General features: G+C 41.3%; 20 protein-coding genes and 1 tRNA gene. 8 read left to right on the top strand and 13 right to left on the bottom strand.

The features are described from left to right. Nucleotides 1–59: 59 nt before the first annotated feature. The 7 genes from Q0993_RS12760 to Q0993_RS12785 form a co-directional block, all read right to left on the bottom strand. Nucleotides 60–1,652: a nickel-dependent hydrogenase large subunit gene (locus Q0993_RS12760; protein WP_299533570.1), complete on the bottom strand. Its 1,593-nt coding sequence runs from the start codon at nt 1,650–1,652 to the stop codon at nt 60–62. A gap of 26 nt (nt 1,653–1,678) precedes the next feature. Next, nucleotides 1,679–2,638: a hypothetical protein gene (locus Q0993_RS12765; RefSeq protein ID WP_299533571.1), complete on the bottom strand. Its 960-nt coding sequence runs from the start codon at nt 2,636–2,638 to the stop codon at nt 1,679–1,681. Nucleotides 2,639–3,699: 1,061 nt separating this feature from the next. Then, nucleotides 3,700–4,491, bottom strand: coding sequence for a hypothetical protein (locus Q0993_RS12770; protein WP_299533572.1), 792 nt, complete (start codon nt 4,489–4,491; stop codon nt 3,700–3,702). Between the two features lie 49 nt (nt 4,492–4,540). Further along, nucleotides 4,541–4,870, bottom strand: a complete 330-nt coding sequence (locus Q0993_RS21895; RefSeq protein ID WP_367279606.1) for a DUF6527 family protein — start codon at nt 4,868–4,870, stop codon at nt 4,541–4,543. After that, complete coding sequence (locus tag Q0993_RS12775; RefSeq protein WP_299533573.1) at nt 4,867–6,243, bottom strand: ThiF family adenylyltransferase; 1,377 nt, start codon at nt 6,241–6,243, stop codon at nt 4,867–4,869. Before Q0993_RS12775 ends, Q0993_RS21895 begins: the two co-directional genes overlap by 4 nt. Then, nucleotides 6,227–6,649: an E2/UBC family protein gene (locus Q0993_RS12780; RefSeq protein WP_299533575.1), complete on the bottom strand. Its 423-nt coding sequence runs from the start codon at nt 6,647–6,649 to the stop codon at nt 6,227–6,229. Before Q0993_RS12780 ends, Q0993_RS12775 begins: the two co-directional genes overlap by 17 nt. Continuing rightward, a complete protein-coding gene (locus tag Q0993_RS12785; RefSeq protein ID WP_299533576.1) occupies nt 6,649–6,948 on the bottom strand; it encodes a multiubiquitin domain-containing protein in 300 nt (99 codons plus the stop codon). Before Q0993_RS12785 ends, Q0993_RS12780 begins: the two co-directional genes overlap by 1 nt. Nucleotides 6,949–7,090: 142 nt before the next feature. Between Q0993_RS12785 and Q0993_RS12790 the strand changes: the two genes are divergently transcribed. The 4 genes from Q0993_RS12790 to Q0993_RS12805 all read left to right on the top strand — a co-directional run bounded on the left by Q0993_RS12790 (nt 7,091) and on the right by Q0993_RS12805 (nt 9,926). Next, the gene (locus Q0993_RS12790) at nt 7,091–7,651 is read left to right on the top strand and encodes a hypothetical protein (RefSeq protein WP_299533577.1); all 561 of its coding nucleotides are present in this window, start codon (nt 7,091–7,093) and stop codon (nt 7,649–7,651) included. Nucleotides 7,652–7,653: 2 nt separating this feature from the next. Next, complete coding sequence (locus Q0993_RS12795) at nt 7,654–7,995, top strand: hypothetical protein (RefSeq protein WP_299533578.1); 342 nt, start codon at nt 7,654–7,656, stop codon at nt 7,993–7,995. Between the two features lie 100 nt (nt 7,996–8,095). Beyond that, on the top strand, nt 8,096–8,281 hold the full coding sequence (locus Q0993_RS12800) for a hypothetical protein (protein WP_299533579.1): 186 nt from the start codon (nt 8,096–8,098) through the stop codon (nt 8,279–8,281). Further along, a complete protein-coding gene (locus tag Q0993_RS12805) occupies nt 8,271–9,926 on the top strand; it encodes a hypothetical protein (protein WP_299533580.1) in 1,656 nt (551 codons plus the stop codon). Before Q0993_RS12800 ends, Q0993_RS12805 begins: the two co-directional genes overlap by 11 nt. 147 nt (nt 9,927–10,073) lie before the next feature. On the opposite strand, the gene Q0993_RS12810 is transcribed toward Q0993_RS12805, so the two are convergent. The 3 genes from Q0993_RS12810 to Q0993_RS12820 all read right to left on the bottom strand — a co-directional run bounded on the left by Q0993_RS12810 (nt 10,074) and on the right by Q0993_RS12820 (nt 12,494). Next, nucleotides 10,074–10,625: a BfmA/BtgA family mobilization protein gene (locus tag Q0993_RS12810; RefSeq protein ID WP_299533581.1), complete on the bottom strand. Its 552-nt coding sequence runs from the start codon at nt 10,623–10,625 to the stop codon at nt 10,074–10,076. A 359-nt stretch (nt 10,626–10,984) separates the two neighbouring features. Continuing rightward, nucleotides 10,985–12,196, bottom strand: a complete 1,212-nt coding sequence (locus tag Q0993_RS12815) for a site-specific integrase (RefSeq protein WP_299533583.1) — start codon at nt 12,194–12,196, stop codon at nt 10,985–10,987. Nucleotides 12,197–12,420: 224 nt separating this feature from the next. Further along, a tRNA-Ile gene (locus Q0993_RS12820) sits at nt 12,421–12,494 on the bottom strand. Between the two features lie 471 nt (nt 12,495–12,965). On the opposite strand from Q0993_RS12820, the gene Q0993_RS12825 reads away from it, so the two are divergent. After that, complete coding sequence (locus tag Q0993_RS12825) at nt 12,966–15,335, top strand: glycoside hydrolase family 65 protein (RefSeq protein ID WP_299533585.1); 2,370 nt, start codon at nt 12,966–12,968, stop codon at nt 15,333–15,335. Between the two features lie 40 nt (nt 15,336–15,375). Here the strand turns inward: Q0993_RS12825 and mce are convergent, their stop codons facing one another. Then, nucleotides 15,376–15,783 (bottom strand): methylmalonyl-CoA epimerase, encoded by a 408-nt coding sequence (mce, locus tag Q0993_RS12830; RefSeq protein WP_299534018.1) that lies wholly within the window; start codon nt 15,781–15,783, stop codon nt 15,376–15,378. A gap of 109 nt (nt 15,784–15,892) precedes the next feature. Here mce and rbfA point away from each other — a divergent pair, with 109 nt between their 5' ends. Together rbfA and Q0993_RS12840 are read left to right on the top strand one after the other, a co-directional pair. Further along, nucleotides 15,893–16,285: a 30S ribosome-binding factor RbfA gene (rbfA, locus tag Q0993_RS12835; protein ID WP_299533586.1), complete on the top strand. Its 393-nt coding sequence runs from the start codon at nt 15,893–15,895 to the stop codon at nt 16,283–16,285. A 2-nt stretch (nt 16,286–16,287) separates the two neighbouring features. Next, entirely contained in the window at nt 16,288–17,493 is a 1,206-nt protein-coding gene (locus Q0993_RS12840) for an FtsX-like permease family protein (protein ID WP_299533587.1), read from the top strand. On the opposite strand, the gene dusB is transcribed toward Q0993_RS12840, so the two are convergent. Both dusB and Q0993_RS12850 read right to left on the bottom strand, forming a co-directional pair. Next, entirely contained in the window at nt 17,490–18,485 is a 996-nt protein-coding gene (gene dusB / locus Q0993_RS12845; RefSeq protein ID WP_299533588.1) for a tRNA dihydrouridine synthase DusB, read from the bottom strand. The two genes, Q0993_RS12840 and dusB, sit on opposite strands and share 4 nt — an antisense overlap. Before the next feature lie 55 nt (nt 18,486–18,540). After that, nucleotides 18,541–20,952, bottom strand: coding sequence for a TonB-dependent receptor (locus Q0993_RS12850; RefSeq protein ID WP_299533589.1), 2,412 nt, complete (start codon nt 20,950–20,952; stop codon nt 18,541–18,543). 236 nt (nt 20,953–21,188) lie between these two features. Between Q0993_RS12850 and lepA the strand changes: the two genes are divergently transcribed. After that, nucleotides 21,189–22,985 carry a translation elongation factor 4 gene (gene lepA / locus Q0993_RS12855; protein ID WP_299533590.1) on the top strand — a complete coding sequence of 599 codons (1,797 nt, stop codon included), beginning with the start codon at nt 21,189–21,191 and terminating at the stop codon, nt 22,983–22,985. Nucleotides 22,986–23,096 lie beyond the last annotated feature (111 nt).

Genomic DNA, 23,096 nt, shown 5'->3' on the forward strand with positions numbered 1-23,096 from the left:
TGGGTCAATTCTTCCCAACAGGTCTCAAAATATTCTTGTTTTGTTTAACCTTTAAAGTCCTATAGTTTGAATTTCGAAAGTTCCACACCGCTTTTTTCATCATGGGCATGTACCGTACATACCAAACAAGAGTCAAATGAACGGGCAACGATTCCCACTTCTACGGGATCTAGAGGGTCTTCAATAGTTGTGCCCATCAAGGCACTTTCTATAGGTCCAGGGTTGTCATTACCATCTTGTGGCCCAACATTCCACGTAGTGGGTGCCATAACTTGATAGTTTTTAATGACTCCATTTTCAATTTCAATCCAGTGAGCCAATGCGCCTCTTGCAGCTTCAGTTGCACCAAAGCCTTTTCCATCCTTTTCTTCCGGTTTGATGTAAAACTCGCCATCCAGATCAATCTCCGACAACCACTGTTCGATGAATTTATAAATACGGGGAGCTTCATGGACCCTTGCTAAAACACGGGTAAACACACTTGGTCCCATTTTCTTGATGATATCTCCAAACAAAGGATCTTGAATCTGATGTTCTTTATTATTCGGATTGGCATTCATCACACAACGCGCCAATGGTCCCGTTTCGCAAGCATGCCCATCATATCTTGGAGATTTGGCCCAACTATACTTCCCGCCGAAGTCCGTATGCTCCAAAGGGCTGGATTCAACTGGGGTGGGGATAGGCTCATCCCATGGGTGCAAGCCGTCTTCCTGATCACCAAACCACGAATGCTTTACATGCTCACTTACTTTTAAGTGGTCGAATTCGTGCCAATTTTCCCCATCAAAATAACCACTGGGACAAATCAATGCATGGTTCCTACCTTCAATGGTCGGGTTGTTGTATAGGTCTTTATGCAAGTACGTACCTGTGGTCAGAAATTTGCCCACGCCTTGTCCAAATTTGTCCAATCCGAATTCTATTCCGGCTCTAATCAACAAACCGAGATCACTGTTCTTTTGGGATTCATTTTCTTCAACCCAGGCCAGCATATCGTCCCAGGATTTGATTTCCATGTAACGTTCGATGGAACAGCCCAACCAAACGGGTTCCAACCAATCATTCTTGAACTGCTTCAAAATGGCATAGGCTCTTGTGATATCCTTTAAGGTAGGTGCACACATTACGCCACCTGGCACCATGTAGCTGGAATGCGGCCATTGTCCACCGAAAAGGGCATAGATTTGAACCGGAAGTGCACTTGCCGTAAGTCCGATTTGAAAGGTTTCCCCAACATAGGCAGACCAGCGTTTTACCACTTCCTTGTACAAAGGCTTGTTGGCGAATTTTTTATTCGCCATATCGGTAGCAAAAATGGCATAGTACCATCTAGGAATACTTTGCAGGGTTTCTGATGCCTGACCAATAGCTCTTAACAACAGGGCATTGGGAGAGAGTTTTGTTCCCCAGGCGGTATCCAAAGCAGAGGAAGCACAATAGAGATGCGAACCGCCGCAAATTCCACATATTCTAGGGGTTACAATTAAGCCCGATTGAGGATCTTTGCCCGCCATTATTTTTTCGAAGCCCCTGAACATCGCAGCTTGGGTATGTGCCCTGGTCACTTTGCCCTCATCGATGTAAACCTTTACATCTAGGTCTCCCTCGACCCGACCGACGGGGGATATGTTTAATTCTTTAACAGCCATTTTTATTTGTTCTAGTTTATTTTCAATTATTTGGAAGCTTCCATTACCCTGTGGTTCTTGGGAAGCACTTTTTGGAAACCGGCCTCAATATAGTATGCAAGTTTTGTTCTTCCTGTCGGAACTTCCCGCGGCATAAAACCAAGGTATTTCATCGTGTTGAACACACTTCCTTTTTTCAGGTCGTGATGTGGGAAACCGGGTTCCGTACAGCCGAGACAAGGGTGGTTGGCACGCGTCTTACTGGATTGTCTGTTCCATAGGATGTTATTACAGCTTGCTCTAGTCATTGGTCCTCTACAACCTACTTCATAGAAAAGACATCCACCTCTCCTGCCAAATCCCCCATCAACCTTTTGTGCAAAATTTGTTACGTTGGTACAGCCGTCCTGAACGAAATTGGTAAAGAAGGTTTTGGGCCTGTGATATTCATCGATTAAAACATCTCCTATTCTTCCTACGGCGATAGCCACCAAAATTTGGGTAATCCAATCCGGGTGTGCCGGACATCCGGGAATATTGATAACTGGGAGTCCTCCTTTGGAAACATAATCCGCTCCCAAGAAACCTCCTTTGGCTTTTTTGTGGAATTGCAGCCCAGTGGATTCACTCGGATTTGGTGGTACTGCGGGGATACCCCCCCAAGTGGCACAATCTCCTATGGCCACCACATAACCGGCCACTTCGGAAAGCTCCTTGATCCAATCCATCATGGGTCTATCCGCAAAATAATTCATGGTTCCGGTACCATTTGGTCCTTGAATCAAGGAGCCTTCGTACACAAGAATATCCATTTGGACTTTCCCATCTAGAATATCCTTTAATAAGTCTTGCACTTGATCCCCAATTTGAAGACCCGTAGTAGGATGCCAAAGAATGTTCAGTCCAAAATCCGTGATCAATTCGACTACGGTAGGTTCTTCAGCATTCAAAAAGGACATGGTGTTGCCACTACATGCACCCCCTTGTAACCATAAAACGTTTGCCATAATTTATGAGTTAAGATGTTTCGCGACTTTCTGAAATCTTTAAACAAAATTGCGTTTTGTTCAATATTTTTTGAATTTTGATTACACAGAATGCCAAATTTTGTTAATTTCTTAATAAGTTGACAATTTTTTGGTTTTAATCAAAGAATCTGCACCTATTTATAATTAGTCTATTTTAAAGCAGGTTAGGTGGAGGCGGCCGATAGATTTGGAACATAAAGATTGGCCCAAATCCTTATCGCAAAACTTTGGGCCTGGTCCGTATCCGATTTTGGAAGCGTTGGGGAAGAAAAACGCAAAGCAAAAATCGGATAGTACTTATAATGTTGAGCGAAGTAGCTATTCAATAATCCCTTTTCATTTTGTTTTTAAGTAGGGCCTATTCCTTTGTGTCCTTATCAACGACCCAATAAGAGTTACTGAACCTAGACTTGATCAATCTTACTTTTTTAAGAGAATTTCCAATATTTCACGTGGTCCCACCCCGCCTTCATTTCAGACGGGCAGGCTGGGCTTGCTTCGACCGAGCTCAGCGTAAACTTCTCGCCCAGGGTTTGCTCCACAAAAAAAGTCCTAGCTCTAGCTAAGACTTTTGGTGCCAGATGGACGGGTTGCTTCCTCCAACGTCGGAAGCGACCAGAGAAGTCCCGCTACTGCAAATGCAAAACCCGCGGCCTATGCCCGTTGTGTTTTATTTTTTTAATACTGAAGAAAATCAAGGGTCTTCTCCTCTTCAAAAAAATAAAACCCGGCCTCCTAGCGGAGCACGGGTTTTGCGCTTGATGTGGTCCCACCTGGGACTGAACTATTCTTTTATTTGACTCATTTTCAGCGCTTTACAAATCAGCGAGATTGATTACTCACCGAAAAACGCACCAAAACTATGTAGGATTTTAAATGAACTTATTCTGTTTCAAATGTCTTGAAATTATATCGAATAATCTTAAATCGCCTTAACTTTTAGGCAACTTAGTGTCAATTAACAAACAATGAATTTTTATCTTCCTTAAAGCGGTATCAGATTTTACTTGTATTATTTATTAAAATCCTACATAAGATTTTTATTGTACTGATGCTTTTACGAGCCATCCATTAAAAGCAAGAAATATTACCGTAGCAATGATTGCTGCAACTATGTTCAACAATACATACCGCATCACCCTTTTTCTTATATCCATTATTTCAAACTTTAGCTGTCCAGCTAAGGATACATTAATCAAATAGCCAAAAAAACGGACAAAGCCCCACATCATGACACTCCCGACTATAGTCTTCGCTGTTGGCTCCAAGAACCGTCTTATTTTTGAGAAAGGCTTTGTGGGAAACAATATTACTCTCAGTATTTTCCAATTTGTACGATTGAGGAATTCCAAAAACCGATGAATCGTACCCCAAAACCATCCCTCACTCCTCCACATCTCATTTCTTTGTTTATCGCTTAGACTTTTCATAGCTGCTTCCCTTTTTGGGTGAGGAATCAATAGATCAACACTCGAAAATGCTTTAGTCAAGGCTACCGAAATAAGTGCAAAATCTACATACAGGCCAGCGACTTTGATTTTGGGCCATATGGGTTCTATGGGTAATACCAGTGACCCTAACCAACTAATGGCATAGATAATCGATTCGAGCAGAGGGACCGCCCAAGAGAAAACAATCTTCTCTAAGATAATTCTGCAAAACGAATGGAATGCCTCAAATGATTTGGCGTAGAAAGGCAAAAGGGGGGGCTCAAATAGATTTATGGAAATATTGCTTATCGTCAAACATAATCCTAGGAATGAACCCAAGATGGTCAATTGTACCAAATATTCCTTTACACGATTTTTGATATATTTTATAACCTGTGCCATCTATTACCTTATTAAAAACTACTTATTCAATGCTATTTTAAAGCTATACTCAAGAACACCAAACAACCCTGCCTTTTACAATCCAAAAGTGACTTTTACATCCTTTGAGTCGATGAATTGATGGAGCTATGTTTATTTTATTCCTCCGCAAGAGGAATTGCCATCTCGGAGATTCCTCTTGCATTAGATTTAAATAGATTTCCTTTTTGCAACCGCAGGGACATCGAAAGTACAATAGCCACTGATTTCCCTTGCTACCTATCACATATATGATTCGGCGTACCGAATTGTCTGGAATGTCATCGCTAAAACGAACTCTATACCTGTTCCAAGGGAAATGAGATAAAATCCTCCTCGCTATTTTTGACCAATGTTTCATAGACCCGGGATATCCAAGAACGGTTTGTAATCACCTAATCCCACCTTCTTCGCTAGATACGCATCCGGAGTTCCGTCTGAATCATGAAAAATCATGTCCTCTGATAGTGATAACCAGGTCACTGCCCTTTCACAAGGATTGTAACCCTTATATGGATGCACCCGGTTCAGAAAATCATTGATACCAAAACTGGAAACAAACATATTGACACTGATCACCGCAGGACTGTCGACACGAACATTTACAATATATTTTTCTTCGAGTCTTTTTTCATATTCCTCCTCATTCTCGCGCCTTAAGGTTGCCGATTCTAATCCCTCAACGCTATATACACCTCTGGACATTAAGGACGACCCACAAGGTTGGATGTAATGTACAGCTCCATTGATTTGATTTATACCACCACGGCCATCTGCCTCCAATTTTATGCCAATATCGAAGTAGGGCACACAATAAAATGTACCTATTTGGTTCAACAAGTGCCGGCCGTCTATACTGTCTACACAACCGAATATAACATCGCATCTTATCAATGCCTTAATAGCGTCTCTAGAATCATATAGGTTATCAGTGAAGGAATAGACTTTGGTGTTGAAACCCATGTCCTCAATTGAAGACTTAAGCATTTTTGCTTTATATATCTTCTGCGCTGCATGTTGTTTTTTGGAGTTGAGAATCCTATTCAGATTCTTTTCCTCGATGATATCCGGATCTATAATCACTAGTTCACCTACTCCAAGCCTTGCAAGCTGCTCTAGTATGGGTGATCCCGTTCCAGAAGCACCAACCACTCCTATCGCCATGTTCTTAAGTAGTCGGGTCGTACCCGGCCCAAAGGATTGTATATTTCTCAGGGATACCTTTTGGTCCACTTCTACTTCAGTATGGTTGAAAATGGAAATAGTATCTCCCACTACCATTATTTGATTCATAACATGGAAGTTACCAGAGCTATCGACTACACGTCCAAAGAACTTTCCATTCGGAAGTGCTACCACACTGGCATGTAGCTGGTAACCATCGATCCAACCATATAAAGAGGGAAATAGCTTTTTGTCAGAAACATCGTCCAATTCAGAGAAACGGCCATAGCCGCCGGGATGACTGTGAAATTTGACAATACTTAATCCCAATTTCGCGGCTTTTTCAATAGCAGGAATAATTATCTCCGTCTGCCAATGAACATATCCGTGAGTCCTATCACATAAATCATACGGGATATTGACAACCTCGTGGACGCAAATGATAAATTCGTCTTTCCCCCTATGGTGACCGCATAAAGCAATGGACACAGCCTCCAATTCATCTCCAGGAAACAGATGGTTCTTTATTTTATTGGCATCTCTACCAGAAATTCTAAGCCGGTACTTCATACGGGATTTTATTAAATTCTCTTTGTAACCAATTTTCAATAAGTGCAAAGTGCGTCGAAATATTGTCGACGTCCTCACGCCATGGGTTATTCCTTGTCCGATGTCTCGACCATCGCTGCCAGGTTTTGTTATCCATTACCAAATTTGTCAAAGCTCCTATTCGATATCCATCCTTTCTACTAATGGAAGGATAGAAATATACCATGTCCAATTGCGCCCGTGGATATGACGACGGGATATTGATGGCTATTGAAACAACTTTTTGTGCATAACCTAAAGGTGGCTCATAGTTATGAATCAAAACCCATAACTGCCCTCTTTCTTTGATGGTCTCCCAAGGAAGACCAAGGGCTTCCAAAAACCCTTGGTCCTCATCTGATAAATCGAATTCTTGTCTTGCTTCCATTATCCTTCGGTCTGATCTAAAGGAATAGTAATGAACTTCTCAACACCGGGCTCAGTGAAATCAACAACTTCATCCAATCCAACTTTTTTTACGGATCCTCCTCGAAACTTTTGCCTAAGCTGATACTGTGAAGCTGGGATTTTTCCGGCCAGTTCCAAAATTTCCCGCCCTGTCATGGATTCCTTGTTCACTACAAACTTGTCACGGTCAACCTTAATCCTGTACCGTCTGCGTCTCGGGGGCCTTAGGTTGTCCTTGCAATATTCCTCTAGGTCAATAATCTCAATATTTTTAATCATAACATATTGAATTTAAAAGTTTAATAATGTGCTTCTATTTTCTAGTGTTGAGAATTGACCTTTTCTTTCAATTCTGTTTTTTTTAGTTAGGACTGTTATTTTTTTGAACTTTACAACATTAGTATGTAAATAATAACACTATATGGATTCTGAGACGAGAAAATTGTTTGAAAAACAAGATTGGGAATACATAATAAAGGACTTGACGTATTATGCGTATTCAAGATTTAAATTTTGGAATTTGCTTTACGAAAAAGGAATTAAAGGCTATTCCCCTGAAGAAATTACATATGAGGCTATAGAAGCTGTATTGTCGGGAAAATGGAAGTGGAATCCAAAAAAAGCAGACTTACTCAGTTACCTAAAATTTCATGTTGTTAGGGGTATGGTAGCCAATTTAGCACGCAATGAAGAAGTCAAGACAAGCAACCCAATTGATATTCTCGAAGTAAATCATGATGATGATTATTCGGCTGAGGAAAATTTTAATGCTAATCAGATATTGGGCATAATTAAAAATGAACTAGATAAAGAAACAGTGCTATACGACCTTTTTATTCTTATGAACGAGGGGATGAAAAGAAAAGATATCTGTGAAGAGCTTAAAATATCCAACAGGGAGTATAATAATTTAATCAGAAAGTTGAAATCTCGATTAGAAAAAATGGACAAGAAACAAATATTTGATTCACTAAAGAAATAATCATGGCAAAAGAGAGCAAGGGTAAAATACTTAACAGGATATTCGAAGAGTTAGAAAATTGCACGCATACATCTGAGGAGCTGGATAAGAAATTAGAACAACTAGGCGTAAATCCAGAGACATTGTCTAAGGATGGATTAAATATTGTGGAAAGATACTTAAGCAAAAAAGACAATTCATCTTCAAAAACAAGAAGTATTTCCATGGGTAGTAATATTAGAAGATATCCTATAGCTGCAGCTAAAAAAAGAAATAAGAACGACTTGAAAAATAAGATTCAAGATATTATTAAATCAAATAAAAATATTTCTAAGAATGATGAAAATTTGGAAAACAATGACTAATTTCTTTACTTTCGTAAAGTTCTTATTCTTTTCTTGTTTAAAAAGAACAAGAAAAGTATGCTATTTTCCGTTATACCTGATAAGATTAGTCGTAAACTATATGTCAAATTCCAAACAGGCAAAATTCCTTACTGAAGAAAAAAACGCCAATAAGATTAAAGAAGAGGATTTAATCGAAGCGTTAAAGAAGGTTAAAGCAGCTAATGATAGGATTAGAGAGAGTTTTAAATATGACAGGAAAGCACTATCTGTAAGAGCTGGCAGATACACTTCTAATGGAATATGAAATTTTAGAATATTCGAGTGATAACTTACTTATTGCTCTTAACAATAAAAAAATTTCATCTGAAAATTTAGAGAATAAACATCACTTAGAATATTTCGAAAACTATTTGGGCGCCAAAGGAATTGGCGCCCAATCTATTTTGATAGAAAAAAAATATATTTCGAAAGCCTACTTAATTGATTATTCCAATTACTATTCAACTTGTTTTCAGAATTACAAACGTATCTGTAAACGGATTCATTTCTTCAAAGAGAGAATTACTGAAGAACGGTTTGAGAAAGAACTATTTGACAATAATTCTAACTATTTGAACGAAAATTACCTTGGCTATATCGTTTTAAAACCCCTTCCCGAAAGTATTATAGGCCCAACATTGCTAAAGACATATCCATCTGATCACGAGAAAGGAACTAGATATTATCCAGCATGCAGAAATTATGATGTTAATCTTTTTGGCAAGAAGCTATCATTGGAAACATTAGCATTCCAAGAACAAGACTATACTGTTGCTGCGTGTGCCTCAGTAGCTATATGGAGTGCATTTCATAAAACCTCTAAGTTATTTGACACACACTTACCATCTCCAAGCGAAATAACCAAAAGCGCAGGGAATACATATTTAAATAATGGAAGAACCTTTCCAACCCCTGGTTTAGACATATTTCAAATATGCGAGGCGATTGCTGCACTCGGTATTGATCCTGAACTGGAAATATCTTGGCAGTTCAGAAAGGATTCACAATTGGCTAAAAGATTGATATACGCTTATAGTAAAGCTGGATTGCCCGTTTTATTGTTCTTCAATTTTGCAAATAGTATTCCGCAAGAAAAAGATAGATCAGTAGAGGATGAAAAGTCTGATGACGGAGTAGAAGATGATAAGTTGTCCAAACAGTCCACGGAAAAATCATCTGACCGTACTGATGAAGAACAACAGGATACAACAGATTATGATTTAGACATTGATGATGAAAATGGCCATCTAATTACTATTGTTGGATATTCTGATGAAAATCGAGAATTGGAAAAAACAGATGAGATTTCTCTTTTTGCCGATAGAATAAAAAAGTTCTATGCTCATGACGACCAAGTAGGGCCGTTCGCCAGAATGGAATTTGATGGCAATGAAAATATTACTACATCCTGGGAGGATGGAGACACATCAACAAAAGGAGCTATTTACTCAGTAATTATCCCCATTTATAAAAAAGTAAGGATAAAGTTTATTGATGTGTTCACAACAATAAGTAGTATAGACCAAATTTTGTTTCAAGCCAATATATTTACTGGCGAATTAGAATGGGATATCTTTTTGCAGGACAGTAACACATATAAAAGTACTGTCTGTAATTCAGAATTTGAAAATGACATTAAGAGGAAAGTCCAGTTTAGTAGTTATCCAAAATATATTTGGATTGGTAGTGCAACAATTGCAGGGGAAAAATTATTCGATTTTATCTTTGATTCTACTGATATAGCCTCAGGCTACTATTGTATTGATTTTGTTTTGTTTTTTACAAAGGATGGTTTTCCAGAAAGATTGAAAAAACATTTTGAGCTGTTTGAGAATATCTATTGTGAAGAACTTAATGGGCCTAGGTTGGGGGAAAAATTATACAATAAGATAATCCAAAACTTCGAATAATATTGACGTAACACATCTTATCAGCACATGGTATTCTTTCAATAGTCTCGAAATTGAAACTTCTGTCTACAATATTTCTTCTTTATACAAGAATTAATTTGTCCCAAATACTTACACAAACTAATACTACTGAGCGAGGCAGTATTTTTAGTAGTCCCTGCTCATTTTGTCTTTAAGTAAGGCAAGTTCGTTGGCGTTAGTTTCCATACTCCAATAAGGTTTCCCAAATCTTGGCTTTATCAACTTCACTTTCAAAAGGAATTCCAGTACCTCCTCTTTTTCCCTTTTATGCCTTTCCTTTAGTTTGTCATAGCGTTCTCGTGAAATCACTCCCTCCAACTTATTCCACTCCTCTTTTGTCATTTTTTGAAACTTTTTTTCAACCCGTTTAGGCTCCCTCCTTTTCTTTACGATTTCATGTTGGCCAAAAAGTGCCAATAACATTTCGTTGGTTGGTAATGTTTGCGTTTTCTCAATGTCCCTTACAATAGCAATAAGCGCATTAATCCTTTTGCGGGTCTTTTCGCCATCCTTATCAACTCGTTTTGGGAACTTGCTTGATGGTGATATTCCATGCCATTCAAAGAAGTCCATGACCGACTCCAAAGTTTCGGAATAGGACTTTGTTATTTTCCTTGAAAATCGCCTGAACCTCTTAATGGTTCTATGATGTAATCGTATTGTACCAAATCCATCCATTTTCTTCATTTTTATCGTTCAATTGTTACAATCTAAAGCCCTGTTTATAAAGGCTGTAGGCTAAATTGTTACAATTTCAAATTTTCCTTTTCATTTTATCTTCTTTATAAAATATTAATAATCAATATTTTATAATCGTTTAATGAAACGTAACGTCGCTTTAGCGCGTTACCCTCTTGCTATTCAAATCAGGTCTACTTCGTATCCCAAATTTTGAATACGGCAAACCCGCCTTAAATTCCAAAAAGTAAGTTGTACCCTATGAAATTTTCCCTTAACGTTTTTCTTCCCAAACACTAGAAAAATTCCACAGGAACCATGTGCAAAAGTCAAGGGTAAGATTTGGGAATAAACTTTGGTCAATATCTACCTGCCACCAATTCCATGTCCTTGCTCAACTTATGGTCAAGCACCTTGGCATATATCTGAGTAGTTCGCATGGATTGATGTCCTAGCATTTTACTTACAGATTCGATAGGCACTCCATTAGACAAAGTCACCGTAGTAGCAAATGTGTGACGGGATAAATGGAACGTCATTCGCTTATTGATGCCGCACGCCTTCGATATTTCTTTTAAATACTGGTTCATCTTTTGATTGCTTAAAACAGGAAGCAATCGTTCCCCCACTTGCCCAATTGCTGACACTCTATATTTCTCAAGGATTGCTTCCGCTATGGGCAAAAGAGGAATAGTACTTTGTACTTTCGTTTTTGTCCGCAGAATCCTTATCCATTTTTTATTCCCAATGCTATGGATGTTCTCTTCACCCAAATTTTTGACATCGATATAGGCCAACCCTGTAAAGCAGCAAAAGACAAAGACATCCTTTGTCCGTTCCAATCGAGTAGACTTGAATTCCTTCTCAATCAGTAATCGTAGTTCTATCTCGGTCAACACCTCCCGATACGTTTTTTTCCATCTTGCTTTCCAGTGGTAGAAAGGGTTTGTTTTCATCCAATTATTGGCAAGAGCTATCCGCACTATTTTCTTGAAATTGGTCACATACTTGACAATGGTATTGTGACTTCCCGCTCTGTTCAATTTCAAATAATGTTCAAATCCAATGACAAACTTTAAATCCACATTGGTAACAAAAAAGTCTCTTCCACCATATTCATGAAAGATGAACTTTCCCAAATGGTTTCGGGTTCTTACATGCCTCCTATAGGTGCTATAGGTATACTCAACTCCCAAAAGGGCTTGCATGTTATCGTTATGGTCATCGTAAATAGAAAGCACAGTTTTAATCTTGCTTCCTTTATTTAAAAGTTTGTTCTTGATGATACGCGCTGAATACGGCTGTCCTTGTGAAACATACTCCGCTTGGATTCGGCGGATACGAACCTTTAAGTCGTCTAAATGATAGTTGATTTCATCTGCTTTGGGGTCTTTGCCAATTACCTTGTTCGAAATGGGACACCAGTCCTTGGGTTTGATTTTCCTTTTTAGACTGAGTTCAGCCCTCTTAGAATCGACCGTGATTCGAAGGAAAAGAGGGGACATTCCGTGCTTGTCAGAATCACTGGTTTTTGGGTAAAAAAGGATGGAAAATGTGTTTTTTGCCTCCATAACTGTGCTTTTTGGATTATTAATATCACTTGCAAATCCGAACAAAGAATTGAATATCAATTCTTTAACATAGTTTGGGCGGCATTTTTGCGAATAAAAAAGTACTCACCGAATCACTCACCAGAACGGTTGATTTCATATGATTTTATATGAAATCAATAAAAATGAAAAAGCCTGAAAACAGTTCATTTTCAGGCTTTTAGGGAATATTTAAAATTTCCCAGTGGTCCCACCTGGGCTCGAACCAGGGACCCCCTGATTATGAGTCAGGTGCTCTAACCAACTGAGCTATAGGACCATTTTGATGTTGCGGTTTCTAGAAAACTTTTTGCCTTCACAAAAAAGAGTGTGCAATATTACTACTATTTTCCCGAGGATGCAACTGACCCGGTCCTATTCTTAACTCCAATAACATACTACCCGCATCCTTCATTTTCCAATCCTGATAGGAGCGCACTTATATCCCATTATGTTAACATTGATGTTACGCGTACACCGCATAATTCCCTTACCTTCACTCCCCAAGGTTGGGGAATTATTCTTCAAAAAGGTATACGCTTGTAAAAAGAATCAAAACGATGGAAACAGGAATATCAAATTATTGCTATCTTGGTTTTTTTGGGGACGTTCACCTACCCTCGCTTAATACAATTATGTTCGACGTTTTTACTAAATGCCTGTTTCCAAATACCAATCCATTTAAGGACAATTCACCCAATGGCACGGTAAAAAGATTGAGTCTTGGCGAGCGGGTAAAAATGGAACATACGTGATAAAGAAAAAGATTACACTTCCTCCAGAGCATATTTATCCTTTGGATGATTGGAAAATCATCCAACAGAAGTTTGCGCCTAAATATCTCGCCCAAGATGAGACGGTATTTGCCACGGGTAACGGCTACCTAGGTTTTCGGGGCAATCACGAGGAAGGCACACCGGTAATCCAAAGGGGCACCTATATCAATGGCTTTCACGAACAATGGCCTATTCAATATGGGGAAAGTGCCTATGGTTTTGCCAAAACAGGCCAGACCATGCTGAATGTTACCGATAGTAAGGTAATCAGGCTATATGTAGATGACGAGCCATTTTACCTTCCGACGGCCGATCTTAAATCTTACAGACGGGTACTTGATATGAAGGAGGGCGCACTACATCGGGAAATCCTTTGGGAGACGGCCTCCGGTAAACAGGTTTCCATCAATACTACCCGAATCGTCTCCTTTGAACATCGCCACGTAGCTGCGATTTGCTATGAGGTAAAGGTTCTCAATACCCCTGCCAAATTAATTGTTTCCTCCAAAATGCGTTGCCCCACCGAGGATATGGGTGAAAATGATGGGAAGGATCCCAGGAAGTCCCGCAAATTCAATCACAACGTTTTGCTACCTCGCGTAAACCGGGTGGACCAGCAAAGAGTGCTCCTTGGGCACGAGGTACATACGAGCAAAATGACTATTGCCTGTGGTGTGGACCACGAGATTCAAACTAAAAACAGCTATTCGTACAAAAGTGAATGTTACGAAGATTCGGCAAAAATCGTCTATACGGTGCATGCACAAGCACAAGAGTCATTCCGCCTAATTAAGTATATGGTGTACCATTCCTCGCGAAGTTCACCGGTTACCGAGCTCTGTGGGCGCTCCGAACGTACCTTGGACTCCCTAATGCAGGAAGGGTTTGATAAATTAATCCAGGGGCAACAACACTTTATGGATGGCTTTTGGTCGCGTTGCGACCTTAAGGCGAACATGTATAATGACAAGCGGACACAACAATGCCTCCGCTTTAATCTCTTTCATATCCTCCAGGCTTCTGCACGTGTGGAAGGTACTGGGATTGGGGCCCGGGGGCTTACCGGAGAGGCCTATGAAGGGCATTATTTCTGGGATACGGAAATTTACCTCATGCCCTTTTTGATATATACCTCCCCCAAAGTCGCAAAGAATCTGCTGCGTTTTCGGTACAGCCTCCTTGATAAGGCGAGAAAGCGTGCCAGGGAATTAAACCAGAAAGGCGCACTCTTTCCGTGGAGAACGATTACCGGAGATGAGGCCTCGGCCTTTTTTGCGGCAGGAACGGCGCAATACCATATCAATGCCGATATTATATATGCCTTGAGGAAATATGTTGAAGTTACGGGTGATGAGGAATTTCTTTTTGAATATGGTGCGGAAATGTTGATCGAGACAGCGCGCCTATGGGCCGATTTGGGTTTTTATTCCCAAAATGGCAAGGATGAGTTTCATATCCATGGGGTTACGGGGCCCGATGAGTATACCGCCATCGTAAATAACAATGCCTTTACAAATATGATGGCTCGCGAGAATTTGCGATACGCCGTGGAGAGCTTGAAACTGCTGCAAGGAAAGCGCCCGGAGCGTTTTGAGGCCCTGGCCCAAGAAACCGGACTAGCAAATGCCGAAATCGATGAATGGGAAAAAATTGCAGAAAAAATGTATATCCCTTATGACATGGAAAAAGGGATACATCCCCAAGACGACGAATTTCTTAAAAAGGAGATATGGGACTTTGAAAACACGCCCACATCGCATTATCCCCTGTTGCTCCATTACCACCCTTTGGTCATATACCGGTTCCAGGTGATTAAACAGGCGGATGTGGTAATGGGTATGTTTCTTCTGGGGCACGAATTTTCCCAAGCACAGAAAAAACGGAATTTTGATTACTATGACCCCTTGACCACTGGGGATTCCTCCCTATCTTCTTGTGTCTACAGTATCCTGGCATTTGAGCTGGGTTATTTGGACCGGGCTATGGAACTCATAAAATATGCCGCGTGGATGGACCTGGCGGATGTGGGAGGCAATGTCAAGGACGGGGCACATATTGCATCTATGGGCGGTACTTGGATGGCAATCGTGTACGGTTTGGCCGGTTTGCGGGATTATGGCGGAAAGATATCCTTCAATCCCAAGTTGCCTCCAAAAGCCCAAGAGGTTCGTTTTCCACTAACGATCCGAGGACAAATGCTTGAACTAATACTCCAGAAGGATGCGGTAACGTATTTACTCAAAAAAGGAGACGACCTCACCATCTATCATACTGGGGAGGCGGTACATCTAACTAAAAAGCACCCTTCCAAGACCAAATCCCTGATCGCAAATGCATCCGAATAATCGAGTGGAGGTTTAGGGTATTGTTTAATCTTAATTTCGTTTAATCAGCTGTGGCATCCTGGCATAACTCCACCAAAACCCCATTGGAGGTCTTGGGGTGCAAGAATGCCACAAGTTTATTATCGGCTCCCTTTTTTGGGGTTTCGTTCAGTACAATAAACCCTTCTTCCTTTAAACGGGCTATCTCGGAAACGATATCATCCACGGCAAAGGCAATGTGATGTATGCCTTCCCCCTTTTTTTCAATGAATTTGGTAATGGGACTGTTTTCGTTGGTTCCCTCCAACAGTTCAATTTTATTGGGGCCCGATTCAAAAAAAGAGGTACGTACGCCCTCCGAGGCCACTTCTTCCAGCTTATAGGCCGGTTTGCCAAAAAGTTTCTTGAAAAGTTCGTTGGAGTGGTTCAAATCCTTTACCGCAATACCAATATGTTCTATTTTGTCCATCATGACACAAATGATTTTGTTAACCCATTTTTTTACTCTAGAGGCCAAAATTAGGGGTTCTAAAGGTACCAAATGATGAGGAAAGTCATAAAAGGCCTACTTTTGCATCATGGAATCACAGCGTCAGAAAAAAATTGCGGGTATTATCCAAAAGGATATCGCCGATATCCTGCAACGTGCGGCTATGGATGGCGGATTGAACGGTGTTCTTATTTCGGTAACCAAGGTGTCCGTTACGGTAGATCTTTCCGTGGCCAAGGTGTATTTGAGCATTTTTCCGAATACGGATTCCGAAGAATTGCTGGAAGGCATCAAATCCAATGAGCCTTTGATCAAACATGAGCTGGCCCAACGTACCCGCCATCAGTTACGCAGAATCCCCGAATTATCATTTTTTGTGGACGATTCCCTGGATTATATCGAAAAGATTGACAAATCCCTCAAACATGGCGAAAATCCCATAGAAAACAGGGACTTATTGGATAAGCGCAAAAAACTATAGGATTGAACTTTCCGCTTTATATCGCCAAACGCTATATCCGTTCAAAAAGTAGCCAAAATGCCGTGAACATCATCAATTTCATCACCTTCTTGGTTATTGTCATCGGTTCTGCGGCCTTGTTCATTGTGCTTTCCGGTTTTGCCGGCTTAAAAACCTTTAGCCTCTCCTTTAGCGATACTTTTGATCCGGACCTAAAGGCGGTTCCGGCCTACGGGAAATTCTTTTCAATCTCAACCGAACAGGAAAGGGCCCTAGAAGAAATCAACGGAATAGTGGCCTTCTCCAAGGAACTGGAAGAGCAAGTATTGTTGACCCATAAGGAAAAATTCACCACCGCTTCGGTGAAAGGAGTGGATTCCAATTATACCAAAGTAACCGATGTGGATAGCACTGTTTATTATGGGAATTGGGCCCTTGACCAACAACGGGGCGTGGCCGGATTAGGAATCGTCAATCAGTTGGGCGTAACAATCAACCAGTTTCGGAACCCCATGGAAATCATTGCCTTTAAACCTGGAAAGGGGGGTATATCCCAATCGAGACCCGAAAATCTGTACAATGCCCTGCCCTTCTTTTTAAGCGGTACGTATAGTGTGGAGGAAAATCTGGACAACACCTATGTCTTTACCGACCTATCCTTGGCACAGGCACTTTTTGAAAAGGACAGCACACAAATTTCAGGTGTGAATTTTAGAATTGATCCAAAGGTGGATGTTTCTGAAGTACGAAAAAAAATTACTGCGCTTATGGGTCCGGAAATTCTTGTCAAGAACCGCCAAGAGCTCCACACCACCTTACACCGTATGCTGAATACCGAAAATTTGGCGACTTACCTCATCTTCACCTTAGTGTTGATCATTGCACTTTTTAATGTGGTTGGAGCCATTATTATGATGATTTTAGACAAGCAACAGAATTCAAAGACCCTTTTTAGTTTGGGGACCACCCTAAAGGAACTCCGTCACATCTACTTTGTACAAGGGGTTATCGTTACCACTGCAGGTGGATTGATTGGCGTGCTGCTGGGATCCCTGTTAATTTGGTCCCAGCTCATCTTTGGATGGTTAAAAATTACGCCTTCGCTGGCATACCCTGTAGAATACAATATGATGAATGTAGTTGTGGTCCTGGCCACCATAACGGTCTTGGGAATCATCGCCTCCAAAATTGCCAGTAGCCGGATTACCAAAAAGCTTATCGCGCCTTAGTGGGCAAATTCAAAGTCGCCAAATTTTTCCAGTACCTCATCGAATGCAGCGAAGACATCGGCAGAATCATCACTGGTCACCATCTTCATACGATATTCCTTAAAATGGGGAATGCCCCTAAAGTAATTCGTATAGTGGCGTCGGGTCTCAAAAACGCCCAATTTCTCCCCTTTCCAATCTATGGCCATCTGCAAATGGCGACGGGCCGCATTCACACGCTCTACCATGGTAGGTGGCATGAGGTGCGTTCCCGTTTTAAAGTAGTGCTTCACTTCCTTAAAAAACCAGGGATAGCCAATACTGGCCCTTCCAATCATAGCCCCGTCCAAACCAAATTCATCCCGCATACGCACAGCAGCTTCGGGGGAATCCACATCCCCGTTACCAAAAACAGGAATATACATTCGGGGATTGTTCTTCACTTCGGCGATAGGTCGCCAGTCCGCCTCGCCCTTGTACATTTGTGCCCTTGTGCGTCCATGAATGGCAATGGCCTTACAGCCCACATCCTGTAAGCGCTCCGCAACTTCAACTATTTTAATAGAGTCGTGGTCCCAGCCCAGACGGGTCTTTACGGTAACGGGAAGTTTCGTGTGCTGTACCATAGCCTTGGTAAGGGACACCATTTTATCAATATCCTTAAGAATACCTGCCCCGGCACCTTTGCAGACCACTTTCTTTACGGGACAGCCAAAATTAATGTCGATAATATCCGGACGGGACTGCTCCACAATCTCTACGGAGCGCAGCATGGAATCCAGGTTGGCCCCAAAAATCTGGATGCCCACGGGACGTTCCTTCTCGTAAATATCCAACTTCATGACACTTTTGGCGGCATCACGGATCAAGCCCTCGGAGGAAATGAATTCGGTATACACCACATCGGCTCCCTGTTCCTTACACAGCGCACGAAAAGGCGGGTCGCTCACATCCTCCATGGGAGCAAGCAACAAGGGAAAGTGCGGCAATTGTATGTCTCCTATTTTGGGCAATTTTCTGGTATTAGATCTGCAAAAATACGAAATACCGGGTATACGTTACATATCCCTATTCTGGAGCAAGCCGATCCCGTTCCATTTTATCGATTTCACGTTGGTTGTCCTCCAATCTAAAATTCCCGAAATTAAGGGTAAGTCCCAAGCGGACATATTGCGTTTCGGGCCTCGCAAAATAGCTATTATCCTGATTAAGATATCTCGAGGTAACCCTGCTGTTGAACTTGTTCAAAATATCATTGAACTGCAAACTAAGCAACATCCTTTTTTCCCAAAACGATTTTCTAAGCCCCAAGGTAAGGTTGGTACTTTCTTCCTGCACATAGGACCCTTGTAGAAATCCGGACAAGTAGGTGAATCCCAATTCTCCCTTAAAGGTTCCATCCTTGGAAAGCGTAAGGTAATTGGTAAGGTCTATATAGATGCCATCAACTTTATTGGTGGCGATCTGATCATCGCTTTCCAAGGCTATAAAGGTTTCATCTTCATAAAAAATGGAAATATAACTGTACAAATACCACCAATCCAAGACGGATTTGCCGTAATTAAAATCAAATCCATAGGAGGTACTTTCCAATACATTTTGCGTTACATCCCGTAAAATCAAGTTGTCATTGTCCTGAAAGCTTAATGTGGAAATATAACGGCCATTGTCACGGTAATAAACATCAAAGAAGTATTCACCCTTAAGGGTGTAGTTTACATTAAAATTGTGGCTAAAGCTAGGAATCAGTTCCGGGTTTCCTTCAATAAAATTGTTTTCGTTGATAAAGTATCTAAAAGGATTCAAATCCTCATATCTTGGCCGGTTTACTTTCCTTGAGTAATCAAAGGCAAAGCTATGGTTGTCATTTGCAGTGTACAGGACATACAATGAAGGGAAAAGCTCAAAATACTCCAAATCGTTAATTTCGGAAAGCGTTCGGGAAAAGCCGGAACTCTGGGTATGCTCCGCACGCAATCCAGATTTTATACTCCATTTTTCCCAGTCCTTGGACAGATCCAAATAGGCGGCATATACGTTTTCATCATAGAGGTAATCATCGGATAGTCCGGGGTTTGGTATGGGAACGCCGTTGTCTATGTCAAAGTATTCCTGCCCGCTTTGGGAGTCGATAAAGGACCCCTTTATACCTGTCTCCAGATTAACGGTACCCAAAGTAGAGGTAAGGTCAGCTTGGACTGTATAAATCTTTACCAGCTGTTCGGCCTCGGTAAAAAAGGAGAACCTTCGTATAAACTGTCCTTGGGGATCAAAATAATCCGATTGCGCATCTTGGGTCCTGTCCAGGCTAAACCGGGTATAATGACCATTCACTTTAAAATTTCCATAGTTTTTAAAGTTATGGGTATAGGTCAAATCCCCTGAAAAATTGTCTTGGTTTTCCAATAAATCGCTTTGGGTCGTAAAGGTCGAATCCAAAACCCGGGCAGCATTCCGAATTTCAGTACGCTGAAAATTATCGAAACGCTTATCTGGGGACTTTAAAAAAGATCCGGCAAAGCTTAACTCGTTCTGAGAGTCAAAGCTATAATCTACATTGAGCAAGGCATTATGCGTTGTGACCCTATTGGTCCGGTCAAAATCCGTGTCCCATCTGGAAAAAATACCATTGGAGTCAATAAAATTAATTTGATTTTCCAAGCCCTTGAAATCTTTTCTGGGATTTATGGAATACGAGGTAAATATGTTGAGTTTTTCCGTTTTGTAGAAATGGGATGTGCCCAGGGTATATTTAGGGAAAACCGCTTGTGTATAACTGCCATTGATATTTCCCTTATATCCGAGGGATATGTTTTTGCTAGTAACGATATTAATGACCGGTCCGCCTTCAGCATCGTACCTTGCAGGAGGGTTGTTGATGATTTCAACAGATTTTATGTGCTGCCCGGGATAATTCTCCAATAGGTCTTTTAGTTCATCCGTGCCCAAACGAGACCTTCGGTCATTGATGTACACTACAGCTTGCTGATTTCGGACCTGAAGTTCCTCCTGTACCGTAATGACACCGGGAGTGCGTTGTAAGACCTCCCAGGAGCTCCCCTGTGATACCACGGTATTCTTAACATTGAATACCAAACGATCCGCTTTTCGCTCCAGTACCGGTTGTTTGGAAGTTACGACTACCTCCTGCAAAACTTCAACATTTTGATCAATGATCAGGGCCCCGATTTTAATATCCTTCGAGATATCTATTCCTATGGGTCTTGAGACATTTCCGATATAACTTGCCTTTAAAAGATAGGTTCCAGAGGATACGTCGTTCAAGATAAATTGGCCTTTCTCATCTGCGGAGGTTCCCTTTAAAATGGTAGAATCCGATGGTTGCAAAAGAAAAACATTGGCGTAGGATACCACTTGGCCATTCCCATCCCTAACCGTACCGGAAACGGAATGCTCCTGTGCCAAAAAGGGAACATGGCACAGCAGAAACAATACCAAAAGAAGGGGTGCACGTTTCACTTAAAGTTTGGGTTGAATATCAAATCTACTAAAATATTGTGCGCTACTTCACAAAAAATAGAATCTTTTGTACCCTTTGTAAGCGGTATACGGCCCTTTGAATTAATGCAGTATGCATGAATTAAGCTGTATAAATTAAGCTATATTTGCAGCTGTTTTGGGCTCGTTTTTTGCCCATATTGGTAAAAAGAGGAAACGTATCTTTAAAAACCCCGATTGCTCAAGGAATCTTGCAAATGAAGCATATTAGAAACTTCTGTATCATTGCCCATATAGATCATGGTAAAAGTACCTTGGCGGATAGGTTATTGGACTTCACCGGATCGGTAACCGAACGTGAAAAAAAGGAGCAATTGTTGGATAACATGGATTTGGAGCGCGAACGCGGCATTACGATTAAAAGCCATGCCATACAGATGGAATACGGATATGAAGGCGAAAATTATATTTTAAATTTGATCGACACTCCGGGCCATGTGGACTTTTCCTATGAGGTTTCGCGATCCATCGCGGCCTGTGAAGGGGCGCTATTGGTGGTGGATGCGGCACAGAGCATCCAGGCACAGACCATTAGCAATTTGTATTTGGCCTTGGAGAACGACCTAGAGATTATTCCGGTTTTGAACAAGGTGGATCTTCCAAGTGCCAATCCGGAGGAAGTAACGGATGATATCGTGGACCTGCTGGGCTGTAGGGCCGAAGAAGTAATTCCGGCAAGTGCAAAGACCGGAATTGGAATAAAGGACATTTTAGATGCCGTCATTGAGCGCGTTCCTGCCCCTGAAGGTAATCCTACCGACCCTTTACAAGCCTTGGTTTTTGATTCGGTCTATAATCCCTTTAGAGGGGTAGAGACCTATTTCAGGATTATGAATGGTGAAATCAAAAAAGGACAAAAAATAAAGTTTGTTGCCACGGACAAGGACTACTTTGCGGATGAGATAGGCACCCTAAAATTGACCCAACATCCAAAACCGATCATTAAGACAGGAGATGTAGGTTATTTGATTACCGGGATAAAGGATGCCCGTGAGGTAAAGGTGGGGGACACTATAACTGATGCCGCCAACCCTACGAAAAATGCCATTGCCGGCTTTGAGGATGTAAAGCCCATGGTTTTTGCGGGAATCTATCCTGTGGACACCGAGGATTTTGAGGAATTACGCTCTTCCATGGAAAAATTGCAGTTGAACGATGCCTCCCTGGTCTTTACCCCGGAGAGCAGCGCGGCTCTGGGATTCGGTTTCCGCTGTGGATTTTTGGGTATGCTTCATATGGAAATTATCCAGGAGCGTCTGGAACGTGAGTTTGATATGACAGTCATTACGACGGTCCCGAACGTAAGCTATTATGCCTTTACGACAAAGGATAGGGAAACCCCGATTATCGTAAACAATCCCTCGGATTTACCTGATCCCTCTACCTTGGACCGAGTTGAGGAGCCTTACATTAAGGCCACAATAATTACCAAATCCGATTTTGTGGGCAACGTTATGAGCCTATGTATCGAAAAGAGGGGACAGATTACCAATCAGACCTATTTGACCACGGAACGTGTGGAATTAACCTTTGACATGCCCTTGGCCGAAATTGTTTTTGATTTTTACGATCGCCTAAAAACCGTTTCCAAAGGGTACGCCTCATTTGACTACGCGCCCATAGGAATGCGGGTCTCCAAATTGGTGCGTGTGGATATTCTTTTGAATGCCCAGCCTGTGGATGCCCTATCCGCATTGATCCATTTTGACAATGCACAGCACATCGGGAAAAAAATGTGCGAAAAATTAAAGGAGCTTATCCCGAGACAACAATTCGATATTCCGATACAGGCGGCCATTGGATCAAAGATCATTTCACGCGAGACCGTTAAGGCACTGCGAAAGGACGTAACCGCCAAATGCTACGGCGGGGACATTTCCCGTAAACGAAAACTATTGGAAAAACAGAAAAAAGGGAAAAAGCGTATGAGACAGGTAGGCAATGTTGAAATTCCCCAGCAAGCATTTATGGCCGTATTGAAGCTTAACGATTAGCCCATTTCCTTCAACTGTCGGCTTCTCGATTTGCAACAGCTTCGATGCCTTTGTCAACATTTAACATGGTAAATCGCAATTTTTGCCGGGAATTCCTGTTTTGAATGAAGA

The sequence above is a fragment of the Ulvibacterium sp. genome (genome assembly GCF_028285715.1).
In the GTDB taxonomy this organism is placed as follows: Bacteria; Bacteroidota; Bacteroidia; order Flavobacteriales; family Flavobacteriaceae; genus Ulvibacterium.